This window comes from Companilactobacillus sp. y65-5, assembly GCF_057541095.1.
Map to the genome: position 1 here is coordinate 169910 of NZ_BAAJOA010000003.1, position 22053 is coordinate 191962.

Sequence of the window (22053 nt, forward strand, 5' to 3'; positions counted from 1 at the left end):
TCTATATATTAAGTTAAAACTAACCAAAATTCAAATTAATAGTGATTATGTCTTTTCTCATGAGCAACATCAATATCGTCAAGCTTCAAGTACTTAGTATGATGCTTGAGCTTGTAGTAGATCCAGCAGACGAACAAGACGATCAAACCACTATAACTGATCAATAGACGCATCACGTTGAAATCAACGAGTGAACGAATGTCTTGTCCAATGATAATGATGATACCCAAGACGATGGCAAGGATCGGACCAAATGGGAACCACTTAGCCTTATACGTCAAGTCGTCAAGACTGTATCCCTTATTGAGATATGCCTTCCTGAAACGATAGTGTGAGAAGGCAATTCCGATCCAAGCGATGAATCCGGTCAAACCACTCGCAGCAACTAGTAATTCGTAGAATGAATCACCATACAAACTAGTAAATAGCGCTGCACCACCAACTAAGGCTGTTAATAGTAATGAAAAGATCGGAACACCACGGTTATTAGTACGTTCAAAAATATGTGGTGCCATGTCTTGCTTACTCATTGACCAGAGCATACGACTTGCAGCATACAAACCTGAGTTAGCAGCTGAAACAACTGAGGTCAAAATAACCGCATTCATGATCCCGGCTGCTAGCGGAATACCAACTCGCTTGAAGACGATCGTAAACGGACTGATTGCAATATCTCCTGCATCAGATCCCAAAAGATTAGGACTTGTGTAAGGAATAAGTGCGCCAATAACAGCAATAGATAAAATATAAAATAATAAGATTCTCCAGAAGACTTGTTTGATAGCCTTAGGGATACTCTTTTCGGGAGTTGCTGACTCACCGGCGGTGATACCGATCAACTCAGTACCCTGGAACGAGAACCCAGCAACAACGAATACACTCAATACAGCCGGTACACCACCAACGAATGGGGCTTGCTTGTAAGTGTAGTTAGATAGACCAACCGGACCATGTCCACCTAAAATACCCATAATTGTTAAAATACCAGTAATTAAGAAAATTATAACAGCGGTAACCTTGATCGACGAGAGCCAATATTCGGTTTCACCAAAAGAACCTACCGAGATAAAATTAATAACCAATAAGATGATCATAAAACTTAAACTGATCTTCCATGAAGACCAATCTGGGAACCAGTATCTAACAACGATCGAGATAGTCGAAAGGTCAACGGCTAAGGTAATTGCCCAGTTGAACCAATAATTCCACCCTAAGGCGAATCCAAAGGCCGGGTCGATAAACTTGGTTGCGTATGTAGCAAAAGACCCTGAAACCGGCATATATGTAGCCATTTCCCCCAAACTAGTCATCAAAAAATAAACCATAATTCCGATAGCAACATACGCTATCAATGCTCCTCCAGGACCAGCTGTTGAAATTGAAGAACCACTAGCAACAAAGAGTCCAGTTCCGATTGATCCACCAAGAGCAATCATAGACAGATGTCTAGTTTTCAACGACCGATTCACATCAGTGTTTTCCATTTTTCCGTTTCCCCTATCTAGGATTTTTAAAAAAATCCTTATTACCAGAAGAAACTACTGACAATAAGGATTTTATTTTCATCCAAACAATCAATAGCCCAACGCACCAACGTGCGACAGTCTGTTATCTGTTAAATAACAGCCCAATCTACTCACCGATAGGAGCAAGTAAACTTCGGCAATGCCACCTTTCACACTAGATCAACGTACCCTACCGTACTCAAAAGTGCTAATTATTGACAATGCGCCTCTATCTGATTACAAAATATTATAAATAAATGTTAACATAGTAGCAAGTAGTGTCACAAATTTATTAGAATTAATTTAATATGCCAGACTCGGGGGAATTGAACATGTTAGAGCAAGTGTTCTTAGTAAAACAAGATGTTGAAAAATATCGTATGCTCACGGTGATCAAGTCATTGCCACCTCAAGAGCTTAATCTCAGTAATATCAGTAACCGAATGCAATTCACATATCAGAAGACTTACAATATCTTCCAAGCCTTATTGGACGACATCCTAGCTGTCGCACATGAGTTAGACCCGGAAGTCACCAAGATCGAATCGATCGACTTCTCTAAGATCGCAATCGACACATACAGATTGTATCTAGTTCAGAACTCCATCGTCTTTCAAGCCTTCAATTACGGACTGACTAGTGCCAACCCATCCTTTGAAGCTTTTAGTAACGAACACTTCACTAGTAAGTCCACTCTTAACAGAAGAATGTCTGGCTTCAGGTCATATCTGAAGAACTTTGGATTAAAAATTTCTAATTCAACGTTGGAAATAAAAGGTGATGAAAAGAGTATCCGTTGGATGGCATTCTTCGTATACTGGCACATCTACCACGGTCAAGGCTGGCCCTTCCATCTGATCAAACAAGACGATATCGACGACATCATCGACCGTTCCAGCAAAACCTTCAGTAACCCCATCACTTACATCCAACTAGAGTATTTCCTAGCCATATCTCGTATCCGACTCACTAAACGTAACTATATCACTAACATGGACACGTACACGGATGTCTTCGGTTCACAGAGACTGGGTCAAGACGTCTTGCGTCGTGAGGACTATTCTATCGTACCGATAGACGCCTTGGATAATGAGAATAAATTGCTGAACTTATTCCACAATATGGTCTTCCAGTCTAGTGAAGAAATCTATAAACGTGCAATGAACTTCAATGTAAAGATCGCCCCCAAGGTCTATGCACTAGTTTATCACTTTATAGACTTTTTGAAGGAAAATTATCGCAACGACATGACTGTGTATCACAATCAAAAAATCCTTCAAAACATCATGGCTTACGTCTCACGTGAGATCATCTTCTACTATGTAATGGCTAACGACGGTGTGATCAAAGGTAGCTACTACGATACCAACCCTGAAGATACCAGAACGCTGTCATCGCTCTATAAGAACATCCACAAGTTCTTCTCTAGTGTGGATGATACAGAGTACCACGGTGTGCATAATGCCGCTGAGGCCATTGCATATGACCTCTACCAGGCTATACCTACTTATATCAACACTATCCAAGAAGAAGATTACATCAAAGTCAAAGTCTTGGCTGATCCCGGTAATGCCGTCGAAGAAGTCATCTTGCGAAATGTCAGAACACTTGAATTCGTCAAAGTCGTACCAAGTGATCAATTCGAAGACGTTGACGTCTTGATCTCTACTTTGGATATCCTCCCACGAGATTATGAACTAGAAATGTACCCTAAGGAACTCAAGGTCATCCCTTGGAATATCACTAATACCCGTGCTGACTACATCTGGCTGTTAGTAAGGTTGAATCAAGTATATGTCGATAAACTAAAAGAACGTGAAGATCAAAATAAAAAAATAAAGCTGAAATCAGCTTTATTTTTTTTGGACTAAATTTATTTTAATGATTTTACTTACGACTACGAGTCTTCCGACTATGAGAACCAGATCTCTTGTTTCTCTGTGAATAATACAAGTACATCCACAAGGCCACCAGTATCAGTGCAACGATGCCGACAATGATGATGATCCATTGGTTAGTTCTACGACCTTCGTTTTCGTGTTCTTCACGATAGATCGCCTTGACTGCACTCTTCTTAACGCTGAATGTTCGTTCAAATTCCTTCTGATAGCCAGCTTTGCTCTTAATAGTGATCTTAGCCTTATATGTTCCAGCAGTCAGATTTTTAATCGGTATGAAATAATCAAACTGAGAATTAGGAGCAATCTGCAAGTTCTCCGCCTTATAATTCTTATTCTTACCACTGTGCGTGATAGTTGATTCAAGTGTTACTTCATTGATATTGATCGGTGCTGTATTGTCCAATGTGAAGGCAATCCCAGAATTACCAGAGACTGACTTGGGAAATGCGTTAGTCAGATGCATATCGGGCATCACCCCGTCATCTTTTGAGCGCAGAACCACGCCCTTAACGTATCTAACTTGATTCTTGATATTGATATTCTTGGACTTAGTCGGGCTAACATTGGCAGTAGTAGTAACACCACCCAAAATAATCCCAGTGAACTCAGTGCTAGGTGACTTCACTTTGAAACTAACATTCTTAGCCTGACCGACCTTCAAGTTAACTGTCGACTTACGCTTCCCATCGACCAATGACGTTAATGAGGGATTTTGATTCTTATAAGGGTTCTTATTGTATTTGTCATAACTAATAACACCTGAATTAGCCGTGTAAGCATTATTGACCGTGGTAGTCACCTTGATAGGCTTACTACCAGTATTGATAATCATGACTTTTAAGGTCTGTTCCTTATTAGGTTCTACTTGTAGATCAAAGAATGACGCATTCTTATCTATCTGATTATCAGGTAATACTGCCTGAACAGAATATGACTTATCAGCTGCTTTAACTTCCGTAGAAACGGTAAAACCAACTATCAGAGCAATCATAGTGGATAAAAACATTATTATTTTTTTCATTTTTAACTCCTATTTTGGTGCCATAGTCCCCAGAAGATCAATACCATTACTGATACTAATACTAATACAATTAAAACATAAGTGATCGTCTTATCGTAGACTAAGTTCTTACAACGCTTATTGATGTCATTAGCTTGTTCTTGGGTTATGGTATAGGTTTTTTTGAAGTTCCAGACTGCTTTGCCACTTCTAGCCGCACCCGTGACCTTGTACTTCCCCGCCGTGATCGGTGTCTGATTTTGGCTGAAGTCGATCGGTATCTTGGAATTAGGTGCTACCGTAGGGTAGGTTAAATCTGCGATCATAGGCTTTGGACCTAGGTCGAACTTATCTAGCCAGCTTTGACGCTTAACTTTCATATGGACGATGACTTTTTTCATTGTCCCCGGTTGATTATTCTCCAGATTGACATAGACGTGTGGTTGTTTCTTTTCAACTGCCAAGGATAGACTGTGCATTTTCAGGATACCGCCGATCGCCTTGTTGTCTTCAGTGATCCAGACTGGGACTGAGGCGGTACCGGTTCCTGGACGTTGGCTATCGTAGATCTTGAATCCACCCATCATCAGCCCTTTGATTTTTTCCTTAGGCATTTTGATCGTGAACGTTACATCTTTAGTCTGTTTAGTTTTTAATTCCACGTATTTCTTCTTGGTCATATCTCCAAAGGCGTATTTAAGTCCATACTGACCCTTTTTTACGACGTCAGTATACGAAATAACCCCGTCAGATGATGTCGTCGCATTAGTGGGAACAACAGCAAGACGCATATTTTTAGGGCCAAAGTTACTGATAGATATTTTGATCTTCCTAGTACCGCCACTCTCGCCGATAATCTGGAATCTGTCGGTGACATCAGAATCACCCACTAGAGGCGTAACTGTAACTCCATAAATATCTGCGTAAACTGGCTTACTCGATGTAAAAAAACTAATAAATAATACACCGACAAAAATAGTCCAATAAATAAATTTATTCTTCATAAAGATACCCCATAAAATATTATCTATACCTATGATAATACTAAAAAAGCCGTTCCAAGTCTTGGAACAGCTTAATTTATTTTTTTATTAAATAATATTAACGGCGACGGCGTCTTGTTGGTTTGTTAGAACCGCCATTGTTGTTATTATTATTTCTTTTACCTAGATAAATACCTAATCCAAGGATTATTGCTAAGGCAAGGACACCTAATAAGATGTATAGCCATAGGTAATTTGGCTTGATACCTGCAAGTTTATTATACTTTGCGGCATCTGAGTTAGTGATCGTGAAGTCCTTGTTGACTACCCAACTCTTGATACCACCTTGCTTGTATGTCAGTTTAAGATGATAATTACCTGATTGGAGTGCTTTCTTACCCCATGAAATAGAATAGTCATAGTTAGATGTTGGCGCAATATTCTGATCGGACTTTGTTGTGGTGATCTTGAATTTGTCGTCACCCTTTTTAGTAACCACCGCTTTGGATTCCAAGGAACCAACGTATGAGTTCGTAGAATTGTGGATATTAGCTTTCACACCATTTTGATCAGTTGAAACTATCGCTGGCTTAACTGAAATTGCAGAAAACTTAGATTCTTCACGAGTATAGTTAGTATTCTTTAATTCGATCGGAATAGAATAACTAAACTTGTTCTTGATCAATGTACCGTTAGAAGATACCGTTCCTTTGGCCTTTTCTTTGTAAGGCGAAACATTGAATCCACCCATCAAGATACCCTTGAATGCCTTATCAGGCATCGTAACGGTTGCCGTGACAGTAGCTGTAGCCTTACCAGGAATAGTGATCGTCCCTTTATTAGGGTCGATAAAACTACCAGTTTTCAATGTGAGGGCAGGGTCAGTAACTTTGACCTTATCAAATCCCAAGGCACCACCGTCAGTAGTATAGGCTGTATTAGCCCGATACAAGAAAGTTCTCTTATTGCTCTCCTGATTGACGATCTTCAACTTCATTTCGATTTTTTGACCAGGATCACCAGTTACCACATATGATCCACTACTAATATCAACATTGTCATTAGATTCTTCCGTCTGCAAAGCATAGCCACCAGAAGTAGCAGCTCCTACCTCTAAACTGGAAATACTCAAGAAACCGACAATACCAAAAAGAGTAGCAATCAAGACTACAAATTTATGCATAATTTTTTTCATAAAAATTCCTCCATAAAAACACCCTTAGTATCAAGTATTATTATAAAGTAAAAACCACTACTATAGTAGTGGTTTTTAATCTATATTTTAACTACTTTTAACTACCCTTATCCAGCAGTTGGAGCTTTTGTTTGTAGTGTCCATGTAATTGCTGCCTTGTAAGCTTTTACACTATTTGTTGTCTTACCATCTGCATCTGTTCCAGCTGCTTCTGCAGGTGTTTTCAATGATGCACTAGTTGATGTATTGAATAGACCTGTGATTTTGCTACCTGCCGTATAATCAGTAGGTGCTGCACTGATAACAGTTTGTTGGGAACTAGCAGCACCCTTTAAAGCACTTTCTAATGTGGCACTCTCACTTTCGAATTTAGATACGTTAGTATTACCAGCACCACCTGATAGTTCAACTGGGTTCAATGTCAAATCAAAAGCTTTTGTTGGGACATTACCATCTGCATCTGAGAATTCTCCCAAAGCTGCACTTAATGTAAATCCACCAGCTTCGCTACGTGAATCAATAACTGATAATTCACCGTTTGCATTACCATCTTCTGCACCTGTAACTTTATCTTCTGCAGTATTGTCTTTTAAGTCAACTGTCTTACCAGCCATAACATTACCGAATCCGAAGTCTGGAACTGCATCAAGTACTAGAATACCTGATAGAACTTTAACGTTAACATTTGATTTAGCTGTTGCTTGACCATCTTCTGCACCCTCTGTTGAGTCCAAAGCGATAGCGATTGTTGATGATTCGTTAAGTGATCCTACTTCTGTTTTTGGATCCACATGGCTAACTGTACCTGTTGATTCATCATATGCACCTGATGTTGTAGCAGCGAATGCTGTTGTTGCTGGTGCAACTAATCCTAATACCATACCTGCTGAAGCTAAGCTACCTACTAAAACGTTTTTTGATAATTTCATGTTTATATCCTCCCTGATATAGAAAAATTATTTTTTTAAGTTCTTCTTGATTACAGCTACTATGTTATCAGATTTTACGTCCTGTACACTTCACATTTCGTAAAGTGATTTTTCAGAATCTGAACTTTTTTGTAAGCCCTAATCAGTAATAAAATGACGAATCTTCTTCATATAAAAAGCGAACAGACCAATCAGAATTGAAAAGCCGACTATAACTAATCCATACTCATGCGCATCTCCCGTTTGCGGATAAGATGATAAGTTATTAACATTGACCGACGGCGTGTAGTCAACATCTTTGGTAGTAGTTCCAGTGTTCTGACCCGTATTATCATCTGAGATAAGTACGTGTGCACGACTGTCACCACCGCCTTCTAAGCCATCGTTATCTGTATTAGCGACAACGGCTTCGGATCTAGCTACACCTCCGGAGCTATTGGTAGACTCCGCGATAACGTGGTTAACGCCAAAGCCACCAATAACTCCAAGTACAATTACGGCAATTGCAAAATAACCGACTATTCGCTTTTTTAATGAAAGACTTTTTCTAGTCCTTTGTTTTCTTTTCATATCAAAAACCTCTCATTAAAATAAGTCTATTATCTCCTTACCGATTACTAGTTTATCATCTATTTTTCTCCTACAAGTTCGGATTTGTTAAGAATTTCTTACGAGAAGTGAACTTATGGACGTAGTAGATAATACTCGATCGGATCCTCACTCTGACTGACGATGCTGAAATCTTGGTCAACCTCATAAATATATTTGAAATTTTGTTTGACAAGCAATTTTTGTGGGGCGATGTTGTTTTTTTCGGCTGCAGCCCACAGTTCTGTCAGCTTCAATTCCTCGAAACTATACTTGATCATTAGCGCAACTGCTTCACTGGCGATGTGTTCTCGACGATACTTTTCTTCTACTATAAAGCCCAATTCTCTAGTCAGTTCTAATCCTGAATTCATCCCTCGTTCATTCAGCTCAATTATCCCTACCATTAAGGAGCTATCTTTTAGCGCTATACAATAAGAAGTTTCTAGATCTAAGTATCTTTTGAAGATCTGTTTTGCATCATTGATATCCTCAGTATATTCAATCCCTGATAATGCATGGTTACGCTTATTCTTAACCAAACTATAAAAAGATGTGAAATCGCCTTCTTGAAAATTACGTATGATTATCTTGTCACCGATTAAATGCATTTGTATTATTCCTCAACTGATTGATTTTTGTTACCAACAGTATATCAAAAAAAATAAGTTAGCTGGATTCAGCTAACTTATTCTCTAATGTTCAAGATGTCACTCACATCAGCTCGGTCGGTCTTGATACAGTTCAACTTGCTGTCATCAGGGTAGCCCATGGCGATACCGATAACTAATTCTTGCTCATCAGGTATCAAGAGTTCCTTCTTCAGGATACTAGGATAGGCGACCAAACTATAGGCGGGGATAGTCCCGATGCCCCAGCTAGTAGCGGATAGCATCAAAGTCTGTCCGAATGCTCCCATATCGAAGAGCGTAAATTCGCTGGCCTTGGCACTCGTCGTCAGATAGGCGATCGTTGGTGAGTGATACAAGTCGATCCTGGCCTCTTGAAATTCTGGGTCACGTGGACCTTGTTCACCAACTGCTAATTTGACTGAGTCCCCCCAGTGAGCGATATTATCCAATGACAATTGCGGACGATCGGCTCGATGTGGTGTCGTCAGGTCTGGTTCGCTAGGTAAATTATTCAGCTGTGCGTTCTTATAAGCCGCCTTGATACGATTCAAGGTCTCACTCTTTGCAACATAAATATGCCACGGTTGTGAGTTCTGCCATGATGGCGCATGACTAGCGTCTTTGATTATTTCTTCTATTAAACTATCCGATACTTCTTCATCACTAAATGAACGAATCGATCTTCTTTTGTAAATTAAGTTTTTTCCCAAAACAATACCCTCAATCTTATTCTTAGGACTTCAATCTATTTTAAACTATAATAATCTTATTAACACGTAAACTATCAGAAAGGTGTGAATTTTTATGGACTTAGATTTCAAAGGCAATACAGTAACTACTATCGGTACCCCACTAGTTGTAGGTGACACATTCCCAGACTTCACAGCACTAGACAAGGACGGTAACAAGGTCACTCTGGATAGTCTACTCGACAAGCCACTATTGATCAGTGTTGTTCCTGATATTAACACTAGTGTTTGTAGCATTCAAACCAAGCACTTCAATACTGAAGTAGGCGGACATGGCGAGATCAACTTCGTAACCATCTCCAAGAACACGGTTGAAGAGCAATCGCACTGGTGTGCAGCTGAAGGAGTTGAGAACATGAAGATGCTCTCAGATGTTGACCAGGACTTCGGTAAGAAATCAAATCTATTAATTCCTGATTTAGGTATTTTAGCACGTTCTGTCTGGGTTGTGGATACTAATAAACAAATCATCTACTCAGAAATTCTCAAGGTTCAAACCAACGAGCCTAATTACGATAAGGTCTTGGACCAAGTAGATCAAATGCATTAATCAAAAAAATCGACTCCACAGTCGATTTTTTGTTTGCCTACCGTCTGCGATGCTTAACAAAAGTCGCAAAGTGTAAGATGGAACCTAATAATATGAAGAAAATAATCGTAAAGCTGATGTAGTCAGTCCAAAAATTAACTGGCATGAATTGTTTGAGCGGTAATTGGATCCCCATAGTAATCAGTGCCATGACGGCAATCATGAAGAATAGCTGAATATATCTTTTCACTGTTGAATCGTCCTTTCGTTTCCGTTGAGATATCTTGTGACCGTACTTGGCGCACAGAGCTAGCTTATTAGCTGGTATTTCCTTCATCCCAAATGTTCCCGGCAAGACTATCTCGCCAGTCTTTATCACTCCTGCGGCAGCCATCACCCGATCGATCGTCTTGAAAGTGTCATCAGTCACACCGGTGACGAAATTCTCTAGCGTGCTGACGTAACAAGATGTGATGCTCAAATAATGCTTGTCCTTGAATGGACCGGGTATCGTGTCACCGTTTTGCTTGAAATAAACCAATTTAGGTCGCATGCAATCGAAGAAGTCTTTCAGGATTCCTGACAATTCCCGCCAGTAAGTCGGGGCGGCAAAGACCCAGACATCACTCTCGGCGAGTTTTTCAGCGAAGAAATCTAGGACTTGATTTTTTTCGTGGTATTTATGTGGCGTGATATCATAATCTTCCAAAAAAATAGTCTCCGTCTCGACTCCGGGATCGACATTGTCTAGCACGGCATCTAACAGCTTGGCATTGATCCCGTGCTCTTGATGTGAGGCTAGAATTCCTAGTATTTTCAATTTGGTACCCCCTAAATGAAACCAATATCATAGATAAATTCGTATTATTAGCAAAATATAATTAATATTGGTATGGTTACAATAACGGTAACATATCAAAAGGAGGAATAATATAAATGAAAGTCCTAATAATTGGTGCTCACGGAAAAGTCGGACACCTTTTGATCGGTGAATTGCAATCAAACAATATTGATTTTGTCGCTGGTCTACGTAGTAAAGAACAAATCGAAGCATTCGAGGCTAACAACATCCCTACTCAGTTCATCGACTTAACAGCTTCACTTGAGGATATCCACAAGTCGATCAAAGATTCCGGTGCTGATGTCATCGTCTTCTCAGCTGGTGCTGGAAGTGCTGGCTATGACGTGACCTTACAGATCGACCTTGACGGTGCGATCAAGACGATGATGACAGCTGAGGCTCTAGGCATCAAGCGCTACATCATGGTCAGTTCCGTCTTCAGTGACAATCGCGATAAGTGGGGTGCGTCTGGCATCAAGCCATACATGATCGCCAAACACTACGCTGACGAGCACCTTCGTGGCACTGACCTCGACTATACGATCATTCATCCCGGTGCGCTGACTGATGATGAGACGACTGGTAAGGTCAAACTACTAGACGCTAACGAATCAGGCAGTGTTCCAAGGATCGATGTCGCTAAAGCCTTAACTACTATTATCAAGAATCCCAATACGATTGGCAAAGAATACAGCTTCGCTAGTGGTGATGACGACATTGAGGATGTCTTCAACTAAACTCTTGAATCAAAAAATCGAGACAAAATTGTCTCGATTTTTTTAATTGTCATTGAAATTGCCCATGATCGTATCAGTAGGTTGAACATTGATAAAGGCATTCTCATCGATATTCTTGATTATCCTTCTAGCGAAGAATAACTCGTACTTGGTCAGGACCATCGTTAAGGAACCAATCGGATTGCCTGAATAAGCACCGACCAAACTGTGATCCAAAGTGATACCACGATTGATCGACTTCAATAATTCTTGTGACATCTCATCGATCTTGTGCGAGTAGACTATTACTGTGATCTTTTGTTGTTGCAAGTACATCTTATCGACGATCATATTGCAGACGTAGATCGATAAGATACTGTACAGTGCTAACTCCCAGCCGAAGACGATCCCGGCGATCGTGATGATAACGGCATTGACGGCGAAGCTGACTTGTCCGACCGTCCGACCGGTACTCTTCTGAACGATCAGCGCAATAATATCAGTTCCACCCGTTGAGAATCCGGCTCTGAAGCAGACACCACTACCGACACCTGTCATGACCCCACCAAATACAGCCGACAACATTGGGTCATTAGTGATTGGGTGTAGTGGGATGAACAAGATGAATACTGAAGCTGAAATGATGGCGATCATTGATAAGACGGTGAACCTCTTGCCTAATTTAAACCACGACAATAAAACTAGTGGGATGTTCAACAGTGTATACCACAAATAAACTTGCGTGTTAACGTGAGAGAATTGATCGATGATATTAACGATCAATTGAGAAGCACCCATTACCCCCGCAGTATACAGTTTGGCTGGTTGTAGTAATAGCTGAACACCTATCGCGGCGGTGACCCCATAGAGTACCGCCGCGAAAATACTTTTGTAATACTTATTGATGAATTCCATGGAATCACCCCTATTTTCTTAATCTTCTTAAATTTGATTATATCTCACAAAATCATAAAAACCTACCTTTATTAATAAGCTATAATGAAACTATGACTTATCGTATAGGAGGTTCATTTATGAAAAGACTAGGCTTCATTGGAACAGGTGTTATGGGAACTGGCATCATTAACAACTTGTTAAAGGCAAATTATCAAATAAATGTTTACACTCGGACTGAATCAAAATCCGAACCATTACTAAAAAAAGGTGCTAAATGGTTCGCAAGTCCTCAAGCAGTCGCTGAAAATTCTGACATCATCTTCTCGATGGTGGGATTCCCACAGGACGTCCAGGACGTCTACTTCAAGGACGATGGTATCTTCTCTGGTCTGAGCGCTGACAAGATAGTCGTTGATATGACCACTAGCACTCCCACTCTGGCAAAAGAGATCGGTGCGGCAGCTGAAAAAATCAACGTCAAAGCACTGGATGCACCGGTGTCTGGTGGCGATGTCGGGGCTCGTGACGGCAAACTAACTATCATGGTCGGTGGCTCCAAAGAAGCCTTCGAAGAATTAGTTCCTATCTTTGAGATCATCGGACAGACTCATCATTACTTCGGATCATACGGTGCTGGTCAGCACGCTAAGATGGCCAACCAGATCATGATTGCTGGAACGATGACTGGGATGACAGAAATGTACGTCTACGCTAAAGCGGCTGGTCTAGATATGGATGCTATCACTGCAACCGTCGGTGGCGGCAGTGCCAACAACTGGAGCCTCGATAATTATGGACCTCGGATCCTCAAAGGTGACTTCCAGCCGGGGTTTTATTCCAAGCACTTCCTCAAGGATCTACGTATCGCCTTAGACGAAAGCGAAAAGATGAATCTAGACTTACCTGCGACTAAGCAAGCTAAAGCTCTGTACGAAAAATTAGTCGATGAAAAAGGTCTCGGTAATGATGGAACACAGGCCTTGATCAAATTGTGGTGGTAAATCATTAGTATATAAAAAAAAGCTGAGAAAATTTTTCTCAGTTTTTTTAATTGACAATAACTTTTGTTCCTAAAGAAATATTTTGATTGAACCACTCGGCGTCAGGAATCGACATCCTGATACAACCGTGTGAACTAGGCTTCTTACCTAGATAATCTTCTGTACCTTCCTTATAAGAACCGTCTTTTGCCGTCGGTACAGTGTGGAAGAGATACTCGCCGTGATTTTTGAAGGAAGTCCAGTAATTAGCGCCTTCTTTTAGTTCGTCATTGAAAAATGATGCGCCGCGCTCCGATTGAATCTCAAACTCGCCTTTTGGCGTAGTATTCTTGGCTCCAGTTGAGCAATAAAAAGTATAGAGCACTTCATCACTTTTGGCATTATTGTGCTTTAAATAGATTCGTTGTTTGGCAGTTGAGACCTGTACCTCAAGCTCACTAGCTTCATACTGAGATAAATCAGGATAGTCACCCTTTTGTGAAGACTTTTGCCATTGTCCCTTCGTCAGTGGACGAAGTTTAGGGTTCTCCTCTGCCTGTTTTTGAACTTTCTGAGCTTTTTTGGTCTCTTTGGCCTTCTTAGTTTTGGCTTTTTGTTGTGCCTCGACTTTGTTATCAGCACTGACTTGGTCCATGGATGCTACCCCGATGCCCACTCCTGCACTGAGCATGACTATTAAGCCGGCAATCATTAAAGCGATTTTTTTCATATTTTCCCCCTTGGATAAAACTACGTAAAAACTCCCCATTATTACTTTTCGATTAAGGATTAAATGCTCTTTTTAAATAGTAATTAACGCATATCTTCTATTCTTACAATTATTCGCCCAATTATCAAGGCAAAAAAATACTCTGTGATTATTAATGCTAACAATTACAGAGTACCTATTCTTAATCTTCTTCGACAAATTTAGCCCAGTCATTATCTTGATTTCGTTGTGGTAAGCAATTCAAGACTATCAAGATGATCTGACCGATAACTGGTAGGATGTAACTCAACATCCACCAGGCACGCAGGTTGCAGTCGTGCAGTCTCCTGATCGATGCGTTCCAAATCGAAATAATATAATAACCGAGTGTCATGACCATGGCGATCGCCCAGACGGCACTCCAGTAAAAATCATTGACGGGCATCTTAGTCACCAAAAAGCCAAATAGACTAACTAAGATGGCGGCGATAATCGTCATCCCTAAGAAGCCCCACCAGAAGTCGGCGCGACTCATACGCTTGGCACCGACAAACATGTCTTGGAAGTACAACTTGGTAGAATTGATGATGTTAGGCTTATTGCTCTCATTCCAAATATCTGTGTTTTTCATTGTTTACCTTCTTATAAATGAATCCCGATTATAAATCCTAATATACCAATAATATACGTTAAAGCAAAATATAAAAAGCATCTGAAAAATCTTCCTTGGAACCACAACTGGGTCAGCTCCATATTGAACGTACCATAAGTCGTGAATCCACCACAAAATCCTGTCCCCAAGAATAATAATAAATTACCGGCATTGACGTGGGCGGTGAATATTCCCAAAGCCATGGCGCCAAAAATATTTATCAACAAAGTTATAATTGGAAAATCTATCCTGATTTTTTGTGACAACAATGTCAATTCGTTCCTAAAAAAGGCTCCGATGCCAGCACCGAATCCGACTATAAAAACCGTCATTCCTTCCTTCTCCTTCCAGCATAATCCATAAAGGCACGGGACGCTGCCCAGTAATTACCCATCAGTGCACAGATGAACCCGCCAACGATCGTGAATGTTAAATAAGTTAGCAACAATACCCAGTTTCCAGTTTGGTACAAGCGATATGTATCAGCGGTAAATGTGGAAAAGGTTGTGTATGAACCTAATAAGCCGGTACTCAGAGCTAAGATGACTCGTGGTGATAGATCGTACCGGTCTTGGACATAGTGAATCAAAAATGGCAGGATGAAAGCTCCACTCAGATTAGCGATCAGTGTTCCATATGGAAAACCATTGCTAGAGTGGAACAGTAAACTCTCACCATAACGAAGATTACTACCGATGAATGCCCCGATAAAAATAATCAAAAAGATTTTTAGTTTTTGCATGATTCCACCTCAATTCTTATAGATTAGCACAAAAGTAAAAAAACGGTAGAAAAAAAACCAGAGCAAAACTAAAAAAAGACACACTCGAAAGAGTGTGCCAAGAGTTTAAAATATCTCACTAATACAAATCGACTTAGAACTGAAAGTTACGAAAACTGACGTTCACAACTATTAGGACATCTCTATATTCTAAGTGAATTCAACTTTGAGTTTCTTCCCCAGTGCAAAAGCAATCTTGCTCATGGTGTCAAAACTGGTATTATGGCCGTGCTCAATTCTTGCAATCGTTGATTGCGGCACACCTGCCCGCTCTGATAGTTCCCGTTGGGTCAGGCCAGCGCGTTCACGCGCATTCATCAATGCCACTGCGCTCTCAAGTTTGGCAGATTCGGCATCAAAACCTGCCTTGAATTCAGGATTTTTAAGTTGTTCAGCGAGATAATCGTCAAAAAGAATGTTCTTTGCCATGTTACTTACCTCCCAAATTATCGTAGTATTCTGTCCTGAGTTCTTTGGCATGATTAAGTTCAGACGCCGGCGTCTTCTGGGTCTTCTTCGTGAAGCCATGCGTAATCACATAATGCGGACCTTCAACGTGGAAGTATAATCCACGCTGGATATTCGATCCTGTTGTCCGAAGCTCAAAGATACCATTCGAAATCTTTCTGATCCACATTTGACGCGCCGCCACCTGCAAACCGAGCTTCTGTGTCTTGGCAATTATGGTGACCAGTTTCTGTTTTTCCACCGGTTTTAAGTTATCTAAGAATTCTTGAAATTCATTGTGCCCACTTGGACGCGTGTAAAACTCGAACTTAGGATTTTCCATGATTTCAGTATACACCCTAAGAAATCGAATATCAATATATGCTATCAAAGCTGAAAACTATTTTAGTCTAATTAGCTTAACTCATTCCATTCCGTTATCAGAATTAATTTGATAATAGCGTAAAAAAAGACACACTCTTTCGAGTGTGCCCAGAGTCTAAAATATCTCACCAATGCGATTCGACTTAGACCCATATTTATTTATTTTTTGTCCACATCGTGTCCACCGAATTCGTTTCGTAATGCGGCTACGACCTTACCAGACATCGTATCGTTCTCAAGTGAGCGATAGCGCATCATCAATGAAGCAGCGATAACTGGTGTAGGAACTTGGAGTTTCAAGGCCTCATCAAGTGTCCACTTACCTTCACCTGATGAATGCATTACACCCTTGATCTCGTCTAGCTCTGGATCTTTAGAGAAGGCTGTTTCGACTAACTCCATCAACCAACCTCTGATAACAGAACCGTGTGACCAAACCTTGGCAACTGCCTCATTGTCATAGTCGAATGGACTGTGTGACAAGACGTCGAATCCTTCGGCGATGGCTTGCATCTCTCCGTATTCGATACCGTTGTGGACCATCTTCAAGTAATGACCACTACCGGCCTTACCTGTGTATAAGTATCCGTCTTCTTCAGCGATGCCTTTGAAGATAGGCTCGATATACTTGAATGCTTCTTTGTCGTCGCCACCGATCATGAAGTTACCATCATGGTTAGCTCCACTCATACCACCTGATGTACCGACATCAAAGAATTTGATGTCTTTGTTTTCAAGGATCTCGTTATGTTTGAGTGAGTCTTCATAAAAGGAATTTCCACCATCGATCACGATGTCGTCTTTGTCCAGCAATTCACTTAAACTGTCGATCGTTGAGTTTGCAGGCTTACCTGCAGGTAACATGACCCATACGATCCGTGGAGTTTCTAAGTTCTTCACTGCATCTTCTAGGCTGTCTACTACGGTAGCACCAAGTTCTGATGCTTCCTTCTTAGCGTCTTCGTTCAAGTCAAATGCTACTACTTCATTATTATTTCTAATTAAATTCTCGGTCAAATTGATACCCATCTTACCGAGTCCGATCATTGCTAATTTCAAAGCAAGTCCTCCTAGCTGTTTTTACCACTAAATATTATACGGTAATGTTTCGACATTTAAAATACGTTTACATTGTAAAAGCGCATTCATTTTGTGAATGCGCTTTTTATTTAACAAATCTGTTCCACCAGTGATTTTTACCGCTGTCGTCATGGACTTGTTCATTTACTTTTTCTTTGATCAGGTTATCTTGATCTTGTTCACTTTCTTCTCTGAAACGGTCAAATTGACTTTGAAGACTGTCTTTTTCTTCTTTAGCATCGGCTAATTGTTGTTGCAATTCACTAATAGTTGTTGCTTGCTCTTTGGCTGAAGCTTTCAGTTCTTCGATCGTCTTCTCTAGTTCAGTAACTTTGGCTGTTTCGTCAGTTCCTTCTTCATCCTTTACAGCGACTGGAAAAATCTGCTTAGCAGCTGAATCTAATGTCATCTTAGGTCTGTGACCTAGTTCGACCATTTGCTTGAAATCTTCTAAGTTCTTATTTGTGTACAAGCGATTGTTTTGGCTGTTACGTTCGAAGTACTCTGCATTGCCTGTGGTATGTTCGACAATCAATGAATACTTACGCAGTGTAGCAACACTGATCCCCAAACCTTCTGCTGCCTTAGCAGGAGTTAAAAATTTACTGCTCTTTACTCTACTCAAGAATATTTCCCCCGATTTGTTTCTATTGTTCTAATTATAAAAATAAAGTTCCATACTTTCAACCACCAAATATTAGTTGGTGTACTGATATAGTTAGTAATTACTATATTTTGCATTATTTATTGTTATACTAAGGACAGAATACAACGTTTTAGGTGTATAATCTTTCTTACTAAAGAAAAGGGGAAATGATATATTGTCAAGTTCCACTATAACTACTAATTTAATAATAATTTTAGTAACATTCATCTTCGCCTTCTTCTTCGTTGCTGCCGAGTTTGCCTTAGTCCAAACCCGTCCGAGCCAACTGGAAGACGCAATCGCTAATGGGGACGGAAACAAGAAAAAACTACAACGTGCTTTGTCCATGGTCAACAACCTGAACGAATACTTGTCAACTACACAGGTAGGTACTAGTATCGCTGGTATCATCTTAGGTTGGATCGGTGAAAGTACGATCGAATATTTGTTAGTCGACTTCTTCGGAATCATTCACCTATCTAATGGTAATGGCGGATTGCATGCCGTCGGTTCTATCGTCGGTGTGTTACTCCTTACTTATTTAGAAGTTGTTTTGACAGAGATCGTACCTAAGAACGTCTCGATCGACATGCCATTACGGATGTTGATGCTGACGGTCACACCAATGCGTATCTTCCATATAGCCGTCTATCCATTCGTCTGGTTACTGAATATCTCGGCTTCTGGTATCGTCAGATTGATGGGGCTCAAGCCCGCTGACTCCGAGAATGAAGTCTTCTCTCAATCTGAGATTCTCCGTTTGTCGAAGTCATCTGTCAAGGGTGGTGACATGGAGCCCAACGACGTCGTCTTCATGCAGCGTGCCTTTGAACTAAACGACAAAGTCGCTAAGGACATCATGGTCGATCGTACTAGCTTGTATGTGGTCGACATTACTGACAAGGTCAAAGATGTCCTCAAAGATTACTTACAACAAGGCTTCTCAAGATTCCCAGTAGTAGCTGACAACGATAAAGATAAGGTCTTGGGATATGTCTATGCCTACGATATCGTGCGCCAAAATCAAGTTGACGGTGACATCAGTGTCAGTCGGATATTGAGATCTGTCAATACCGTTCCCGAAACCATGCCGATCCAAGATATCCTATCTAAGATGATCAATAAACAGACGCCGATCGTCGTAGTCGTCGATGAATACGGTGGTACTAGTGGTATCGTCACCGATAAAGATATTTACGAAGAATTATTCGGAACTGTCAAAGACGAGATCGATGATGTTTCGGATGAGTACATCCTAAAGAATGACGACGGTAGCTACAATGTTTCTGGTAAAACTACCCTGTACGATTTCGAACGTTACTTCAGAACTGATATTCCTGAATTTCAAAAGTCCGATATCATCACCGTGGGTGGTTACTTGATCGAGAAATATCCAAATATTGATAAGAACTTTGAATTTACGATGAACAACTTCAAGTTCAAGGTTGCTGAATTCGACCACGGATTCGTTAACTGGTTCAAGGTCTCAGTCGATAAGACTGCTGTTACTAAACAAGACAACTTAGCCTCATTGACTGATGTTGATGACTTAAAAGAATAACAAAAAAGAGCTGGCAAAAAATTGTCAGCTCTTTTAATTTCTAATTGTTAACAACCACCGGATATGCTAGGGGTTGTATTATTGACTGCATCCCAATCAACGATATTCACAGCACCGTCTACTAGTTCACGGGCATTCTTGAATACGATCATCCTAGTCTTAGGATTCAATTCTAGTTGCATGTCTTTTTGGATGTAATCATCAGCGATCTTCTTGAAGTAGATCGGTCCTAGATCACTATCCAGAGCAATCTCATAATCTGACTTGGGTGCATCGGCATCGATAGCGATGAATCTAAACTTCGTTACTAATGCACAGTTGCCCTCATCAGAATAAGGTCCTAATCCATTATCGAGATCTAGCAATAATACCTTGCCAGCGTCAACATATGGTTGTAATTTTGCTTTTACTTCATCAGTCATTTTTATTTTAGTCACAATAACACACCCTCACTTTAAGAATTAGCCTTAACGATATCGTAATCAATGATATTGACACCATTATCGATTATTTCCTTGGAGTTCTTCAAGATCAGTAATTGTGTCTTGGGATTGACCTCAAGCTTTAGTCCATCGTCAATGAAGTCTTCAGCACTTTGCTTGTAGTAAATCTTACCCAGATCACTATCGAGTGTAATTGTATAATCAGACATATCTTCATCGGCGCTTACGACAATGATTCTAAACTTAGTTATCAAAGCGCAGTCACCTTCACCGGAGAAGCGTCCTAGGCCGTCATCAAGATCTAAGATGATGTTCTTTCCCGCATCAACGTATGATTGTAATTTGTTCTTTGCTTCACTTGTAAGTTCAATTTTCATGTGCGCACCTCTACTACCTGTATTTGTATTTCATGGTACCGACCCAATCGATCACACTCAAAATAAATAACATGAAGACGATCGATATATAACTTAGGAATATACCATTGAGAATATTATACAAAACATTCCGAACATTGTATTCTATGTTGCTTGCGATCATGTCTTGTAGAGGATAATAGGTGACAGCCAACAATAACCCTAGTAGGATCGATGAGATGATCCCGACTGTTCCTATGTGATGGAAGAATAGCATGCTGGACTTAACTTTTGACCACAATCTCAACGCTAATAAAACAAAAACCAAGCCTGCGATGATTATGGTCATTTTAATGACTTTTTGTAGAGTCTGTAATTCCGTCAGCATCTGTTCGATCGGACCGATATCATCATTGATGATCTGATCCATGATGCCTTTGTTGCTCTTGACCGCAGTGTCGATCTCAGAATCAATACTCAGACCATTGGCCTTTGATTCCTTCTTGAGGTTGTCACCGATAGTCTCCAAAATAACATCGCCGATAGTTAATTTGGTATCATCATCATATACATCATCAACGGCTGTATTAATAACCTTTTTGATGTTTTTCTTGCTCATGTCAGTTGCCGATAAGTTGCCCACAGCTGAGTAACTATTGACTAAGCGACCGAGCTTTTGATTGGTATAACCTTGTATCAAAGAAACGTTAGTATCGCTACTAACGACTTTTTTGACATAATCTCGGTTGAATACCGTCGACATAGTTATACCCAAAAAAACAATTATCACCAAACAGATCGATAATAGTATTAAGATAAATCCATGACGATTATATGATAATGATTTGCTCATGATTGATTACTTCTCCATAGCTAGTTTTGCAATGTCTTGCGGTGTGTTCACGATCCATTCAGAATGAGCCTTGCTCAACTCATCTGCTGTCCCAAAGCCGTAAGTTACTCCGATCGCCTTGAGACTGTTCTTGTGCGCCCCCACTATATCACTGCTACGGTCCCCAACCATAACTAAGTTATCAGAATTCAAATCTACTGATGTTTTCTTGATACCATATGCTATCACGTCTTCTTTAAGAGTGCGAGTTTGTTCATCCTCACTAGCACCAAAAACGTGTCTAACGTATGGTTTCAAGTCTAACTGATCAATGATTTGTTTGGCAAATGATTCCGGTTTGGAAGTGGCGATGAATACTTCTTTATCGGCCTTTTTCAAGTCCTTCATCATGTCTACGATACCATCGTAAACTTCATATTGTTGCCAACCATCAACTGCATAGTAATCCTTGAAAGTCTGGAATAATTCTTGTGCTTTAGGGTCATCTAGTGCAAGATGATCATACTTCTCAAATGATGCTCCTAATGTTGGCCCAATGAATTTACGCAATGTAGCGTCATCGTGAGGTACATAGCCATAAACTGTCTTATACATGTGCTTCAAACTCTTCATAATTCCTTGTTCGGAATTAATAATAGTCCCGTCTAAATCGAAAAATAAATTGTTCAAATTAATTTCATCCTTTTGTGTTAATGT

The 22053-nt window shown here is 40.3% G+C and carries 27 protein-coding genes and 1 riboswitch; of the genes, 5 read left to right on the forward strand and 22 right to left on the reverse strand.

The features are described 5' to 3' along the window. Positions 1-35 precede the first annotated feature (35 nt). Entirely contained in the window at positions 36-1484 is a 1449-nt protein-coding gene (locus AC27FM_RS07275; RefSeq protein ID WP_487087068.1) for an amino acid permease, read from the reverse strand. A gap of 86 nt (positions 1485-1570) precedes the next feature. Next, positions 1571-1745, reverse strand: a riboswitch (Lysine riboswitch). A gap of 92 nt (positions 1746-1837) precedes the next feature. Between AC27FM_RS07275 and AC27FM_RS07280 the strand changes: the two genes are divergently transcribed. Then, positions 1838-3376 (forward strand): helix-turn-helix domain-containing protein, encoded by a 1539-nt coding sequence (locus AC27FM_RS07280; RefSeq protein WP_487087069.1) that lies wholly within the window; start codon positions 1838-1840, stop codon positions 3374-3376. 16 nt (positions 3377-3392) lie between these two features. Here the strand turns inward: AC27FM_RS07280 and AC27FM_RS07285 are convergent, their stop codons facing one another. From AC27FM_RS07285 to AC27FM_RS07315, 7 genes are all read right to left on the reverse strand, one after another. Then, on the reverse strand, positions 3393-4427 hold the full coding sequence (locus AC27FM_RS07285) for a WxLIP family cell surface protein (protein WP_487087070.1): 1035 nt from the start codon (positions 4425-4427) through the stop codon (positions 3393-3395). 2 nt (positions 4428-4429) lie between these two features. Next, the gene (locus tag AC27FM_RS07290; protein ID WP_487087071.1) at positions 4430-5410 is read right to left on the reverse strand and encodes a WxL protein peptidoglycan domain-containing protein; all 981 of its coding nucleotides are present in this window, start codon (positions 5408-5410) and stop codon (positions 4430-4432) included. Between the two features lie 97 nt (positions 5411-5507). Further along, a complete protein-coding gene (locus AC27FM_RS07295) occupies positions 5508-6584 on the reverse strand; it encodes a DUF3324 domain-containing protein (protein WP_487087072.1) in 1077 nt (358 codons plus the stop codon). Positions 6585-6691: 107 nt separating this feature from the next. After that, positions 6692-7513: a WxL domain-containing protein gene (locus AC27FM_RS07300; protein WP_487087073.1), complete on the reverse strand. Its 822-nt coding sequence runs from the start codon at positions 7511-7513 to the stop codon at positions 6692-6694. A gap of 138 nt (positions 7514-7651) precedes the next feature. Beyond that, the gene (locus tag AC27FM_RS07305; RefSeq protein ID WP_487087074.1) at positions 7652-8083 is read right to left on the reverse strand and encodes an LPXTG cell wall anchor domain-containing protein; all 432 of its coding nucleotides are present in this window, start codon (positions 8081-8083) and stop codon (positions 7652-7654) included. A gap of 113 nt (positions 8084-8196) precedes the next feature. Continuing rightward, complete coding sequence (locus tag AC27FM_RS07310) at positions 8197-8712, reverse strand: GNAT family N-acetyltransferase (protein WP_487087075.1); 516 nt, start codon at positions 8710-8712, stop codon at positions 8197-8199. A gap of 77 nt (positions 8713-8789) precedes the next feature. Beyond that, the gene (locus AC27FM_RS07315; RefSeq protein ID WP_487087076.1) at positions 8790-9443 is read right to left on the reverse strand and encodes a nitroreductase; all 654 of its coding nucleotides are present in this window, start codon (positions 9441-9443) and stop codon (positions 8790-8792) included. Positions 9444-9537: 94 nt separating this feature from the next. On the opposite strand from AC27FM_RS07315, the gene tpx reads away from it, so the two are divergent. Beyond that, positions 9538-10032, forward strand: coding sequence for a thiol peroxidase (gene tpx, locus AC27FM_RS07320; RefSeq protein WP_487087077.1), 495 nt, complete (start codon positions 9538-9540; stop codon positions 10030-10032). Positions 10033-10069: 37 nt separating this feature from the next. Here tpx and AC27FM_RS07325 read toward each other — a convergent pair whose 3' ends face one another. Further along, entirely contained in the window at positions 10070-10831 is a 762-nt protein-coding gene (locus AC27FM_RS07325; protein WP_487087078.1) for a flavodoxin family protein, read from the reverse strand. Positions 10832-10947: 116 nt separating this feature from the next. Here AC27FM_RS07325 and AC27FM_RS07330 point away from each other — a divergent pair, with 116 nt between their 5' ends. Next, entirely contained in the window at positions 10948-11589 is a 642-nt protein-coding gene (locus tag AC27FM_RS07330) for an SDR family oxidoreductase (protein ID WP_487087079.1), read from the forward strand. A gap of 42 nt (positions 11590-11631) precedes the next feature. On the opposite strand, the gene AC27FM_RS07335 is transcribed toward AC27FM_RS07330, so the two are convergent. Next, positions 11632-12483, reverse strand: a complete 852-nt coding sequence (locus AC27FM_RS07335; RefSeq protein ID WP_487087080.1) for a YitT family protein — start codon at positions 12481-12483, stop codon at positions 11632-11634. A gap of 119 nt (positions 12484-12602) precedes the next feature. Here AC27FM_RS07335 and AC27FM_RS07340 point away from each other — a divergent pair, with 119 nt between their 5' ends. Next, positions 12603-13466, forward strand: coding sequence for an NAD(P)-dependent oxidoreductase (locus AC27FM_RS07340; protein ID WP_487087081.1), 864 nt, complete (start codon positions 12603-12605; stop codon positions 13464-13466). A gap of 46 nt (positions 13467-13512) precedes the next feature. Here the strand turns inward: AC27FM_RS07340 and AC27FM_RS07345 are convergent, their stop codons facing one another. The 8 genes from AC27FM_RS07345 to AC27FM_RS07380 form a co-directional block, all read right to left on the reverse strand. Then, positions 13513-14175 carry a L,D-transpeptidase gene (locus AC27FM_RS07345; protein ID WP_487087082.1) on the reverse strand — a complete coding sequence of 221 codons (663 nt, stop codon included), beginning with the start codon at positions 14173-14175 and terminating at the stop codon, positions 13513-13515. Between the two features lie 181 nt (positions 14176-14356). Then, positions 14357-14785 carry a DUF805 domain-containing protein gene (locus AC27FM_RS07350; RefSeq protein WP_487087083.1) on the reverse strand — a complete coding sequence of 143 codons (429 nt, stop codon included), beginning with the start codon at positions 14783-14785 and terminating at the stop codon, positions 14357-14359. 11 nt (positions 14786-14796) lie between these two features. Beyond that, entirely contained in the window at positions 14797-15138 is a 342-nt protein-coding gene (locus tag AC27FM_RS07355) for a FluC/FEX family fluoride channel (RefSeq protein ID WP_487087084.1), read from the reverse strand. Beyond that, positions 15135-15548: a fluoride efflux transporter CrcB gene (crcB, locus tag AC27FM_RS07360; protein ID WP_487087085.1), complete on the reverse strand. Its 414-nt coding sequence runs from the start codon at positions 15546-15548 to the stop codon at positions 15135-15137. The genes AC27FM_RS07355 and crcB overlap by 4 nt, the downstream gene beginning before the upstream one ends. Before the next feature lie 189 nt (positions 15549-15737). Then, positions 15738-16016, reverse strand: a complete 279-nt coding sequence (locus tag AC27FM_RS07365) for a helix-turn-helix domain-containing protein (protein ID WP_487087086.1) — start codon at positions 16014-16016, stop codon at positions 15738-15740. Between the two features lies 1 nt (position 16017). Then, the gene (locus tag AC27FM_RS07370; RefSeq protein ID WP_487087087.1) at positions 16018-16377 is read right to left on the reverse strand and encodes a type II toxin-antitoxin system RelE/ParE family toxin; all 360 of its coding nucleotides are present in this window, start codon (positions 16375-16377) and stop codon (positions 16018-16020) included. A gap of 200 nt (positions 16378-16577) precedes the next feature. Then, the gene (gene gnd / locus AC27FM_RS07375; RefSeq protein ID WP_487087088.1) at positions 16578-17477 is read right to left on the reverse strand and encodes a phosphogluconate dehydrogenase (NAD(+)-dependent, decarboxylating); all 900 of its coding nucleotides are present in this window, start codon (positions 17475-17477) and stop codon (positions 16578-16580) included. Between the two features lie 106 nt (positions 17478-17583). Continuing rightward, complete coding sequence (locus AC27FM_RS07380; RefSeq protein WP_487087089.1) at positions 17584-18123, reverse strand: hypothetical protein; 540 nt, start codon at positions 18121-18123, stop codon at positions 17584-17586. A gap of 196 nt (positions 18124-18319) precedes the next feature. Here AC27FM_RS07380 and AC27FM_RS07385 point away from each other — a divergent pair, with 196 nt between their 5' ends. Beyond that, a complete protein-coding gene (locus AC27FM_RS07385; RefSeq protein WP_487087090.1) occupies positions 18320-19705 on the forward strand; it encodes a hemolysin family protein in 1386 nt (461 codons plus the stop codon). 47 nt (positions 19706-19752) lie between these two features. On the opposite strand, the gene AC27FM_RS07390 is transcribed toward AC27FM_RS07385, so the two are convergent. From AC27FM_RS07390 to AC27FM_RS07405, 4 genes are read right to left on the reverse strand one after another with little or no spacing between them, the layout of a single operon-like run. Beyond that, positions 19753-20142, reverse strand: coding sequence for an iron-sulfur cluster biosynthesis family protein (locus tag AC27FM_RS07390; RefSeq protein ID WP_487087091.1), 390 nt, complete (start codon positions 20140-20142; stop codon positions 19753-19755). A gap of 17 nt (positions 20143-20159) precedes the next feature. Next, positions 20160-20525 carry an iron-sulfur cluster biosynthesis family protein gene (locus tag AC27FM_RS07395; RefSeq protein WP_487087092.1) on the reverse strand — a complete coding sequence of 122 codons (366 nt, stop codon included), beginning with the start codon at positions 20523-20525 and terminating at the stop codon, positions 20160-20162. Between the two features lie 13 nt (positions 20526-20538). Further along, on the reverse strand, positions 20539-21357 hold the full coding sequence (locus AC27FM_RS07400; protein ID WP_487087093.1) for a hypothetical protein: 819 nt from the start codon (positions 21355-21357) through the stop codon (positions 20539-20541). A gap of 6 nt (positions 21358-21363) precedes the next feature. Beyond that, positions 21364-22026 carry an HAD hydrolase-like protein gene (locus AC27FM_RS07405; protein ID WP_487087094.1) on the reverse strand — a complete coding sequence of 221 codons (663 nt, stop codon included), beginning with the start codon at positions 22024-22026 and terminating at the stop codon, positions 21364-21366. Between the last annotated feature and the right edge of the window lie 27 nt (positions 22027-22053).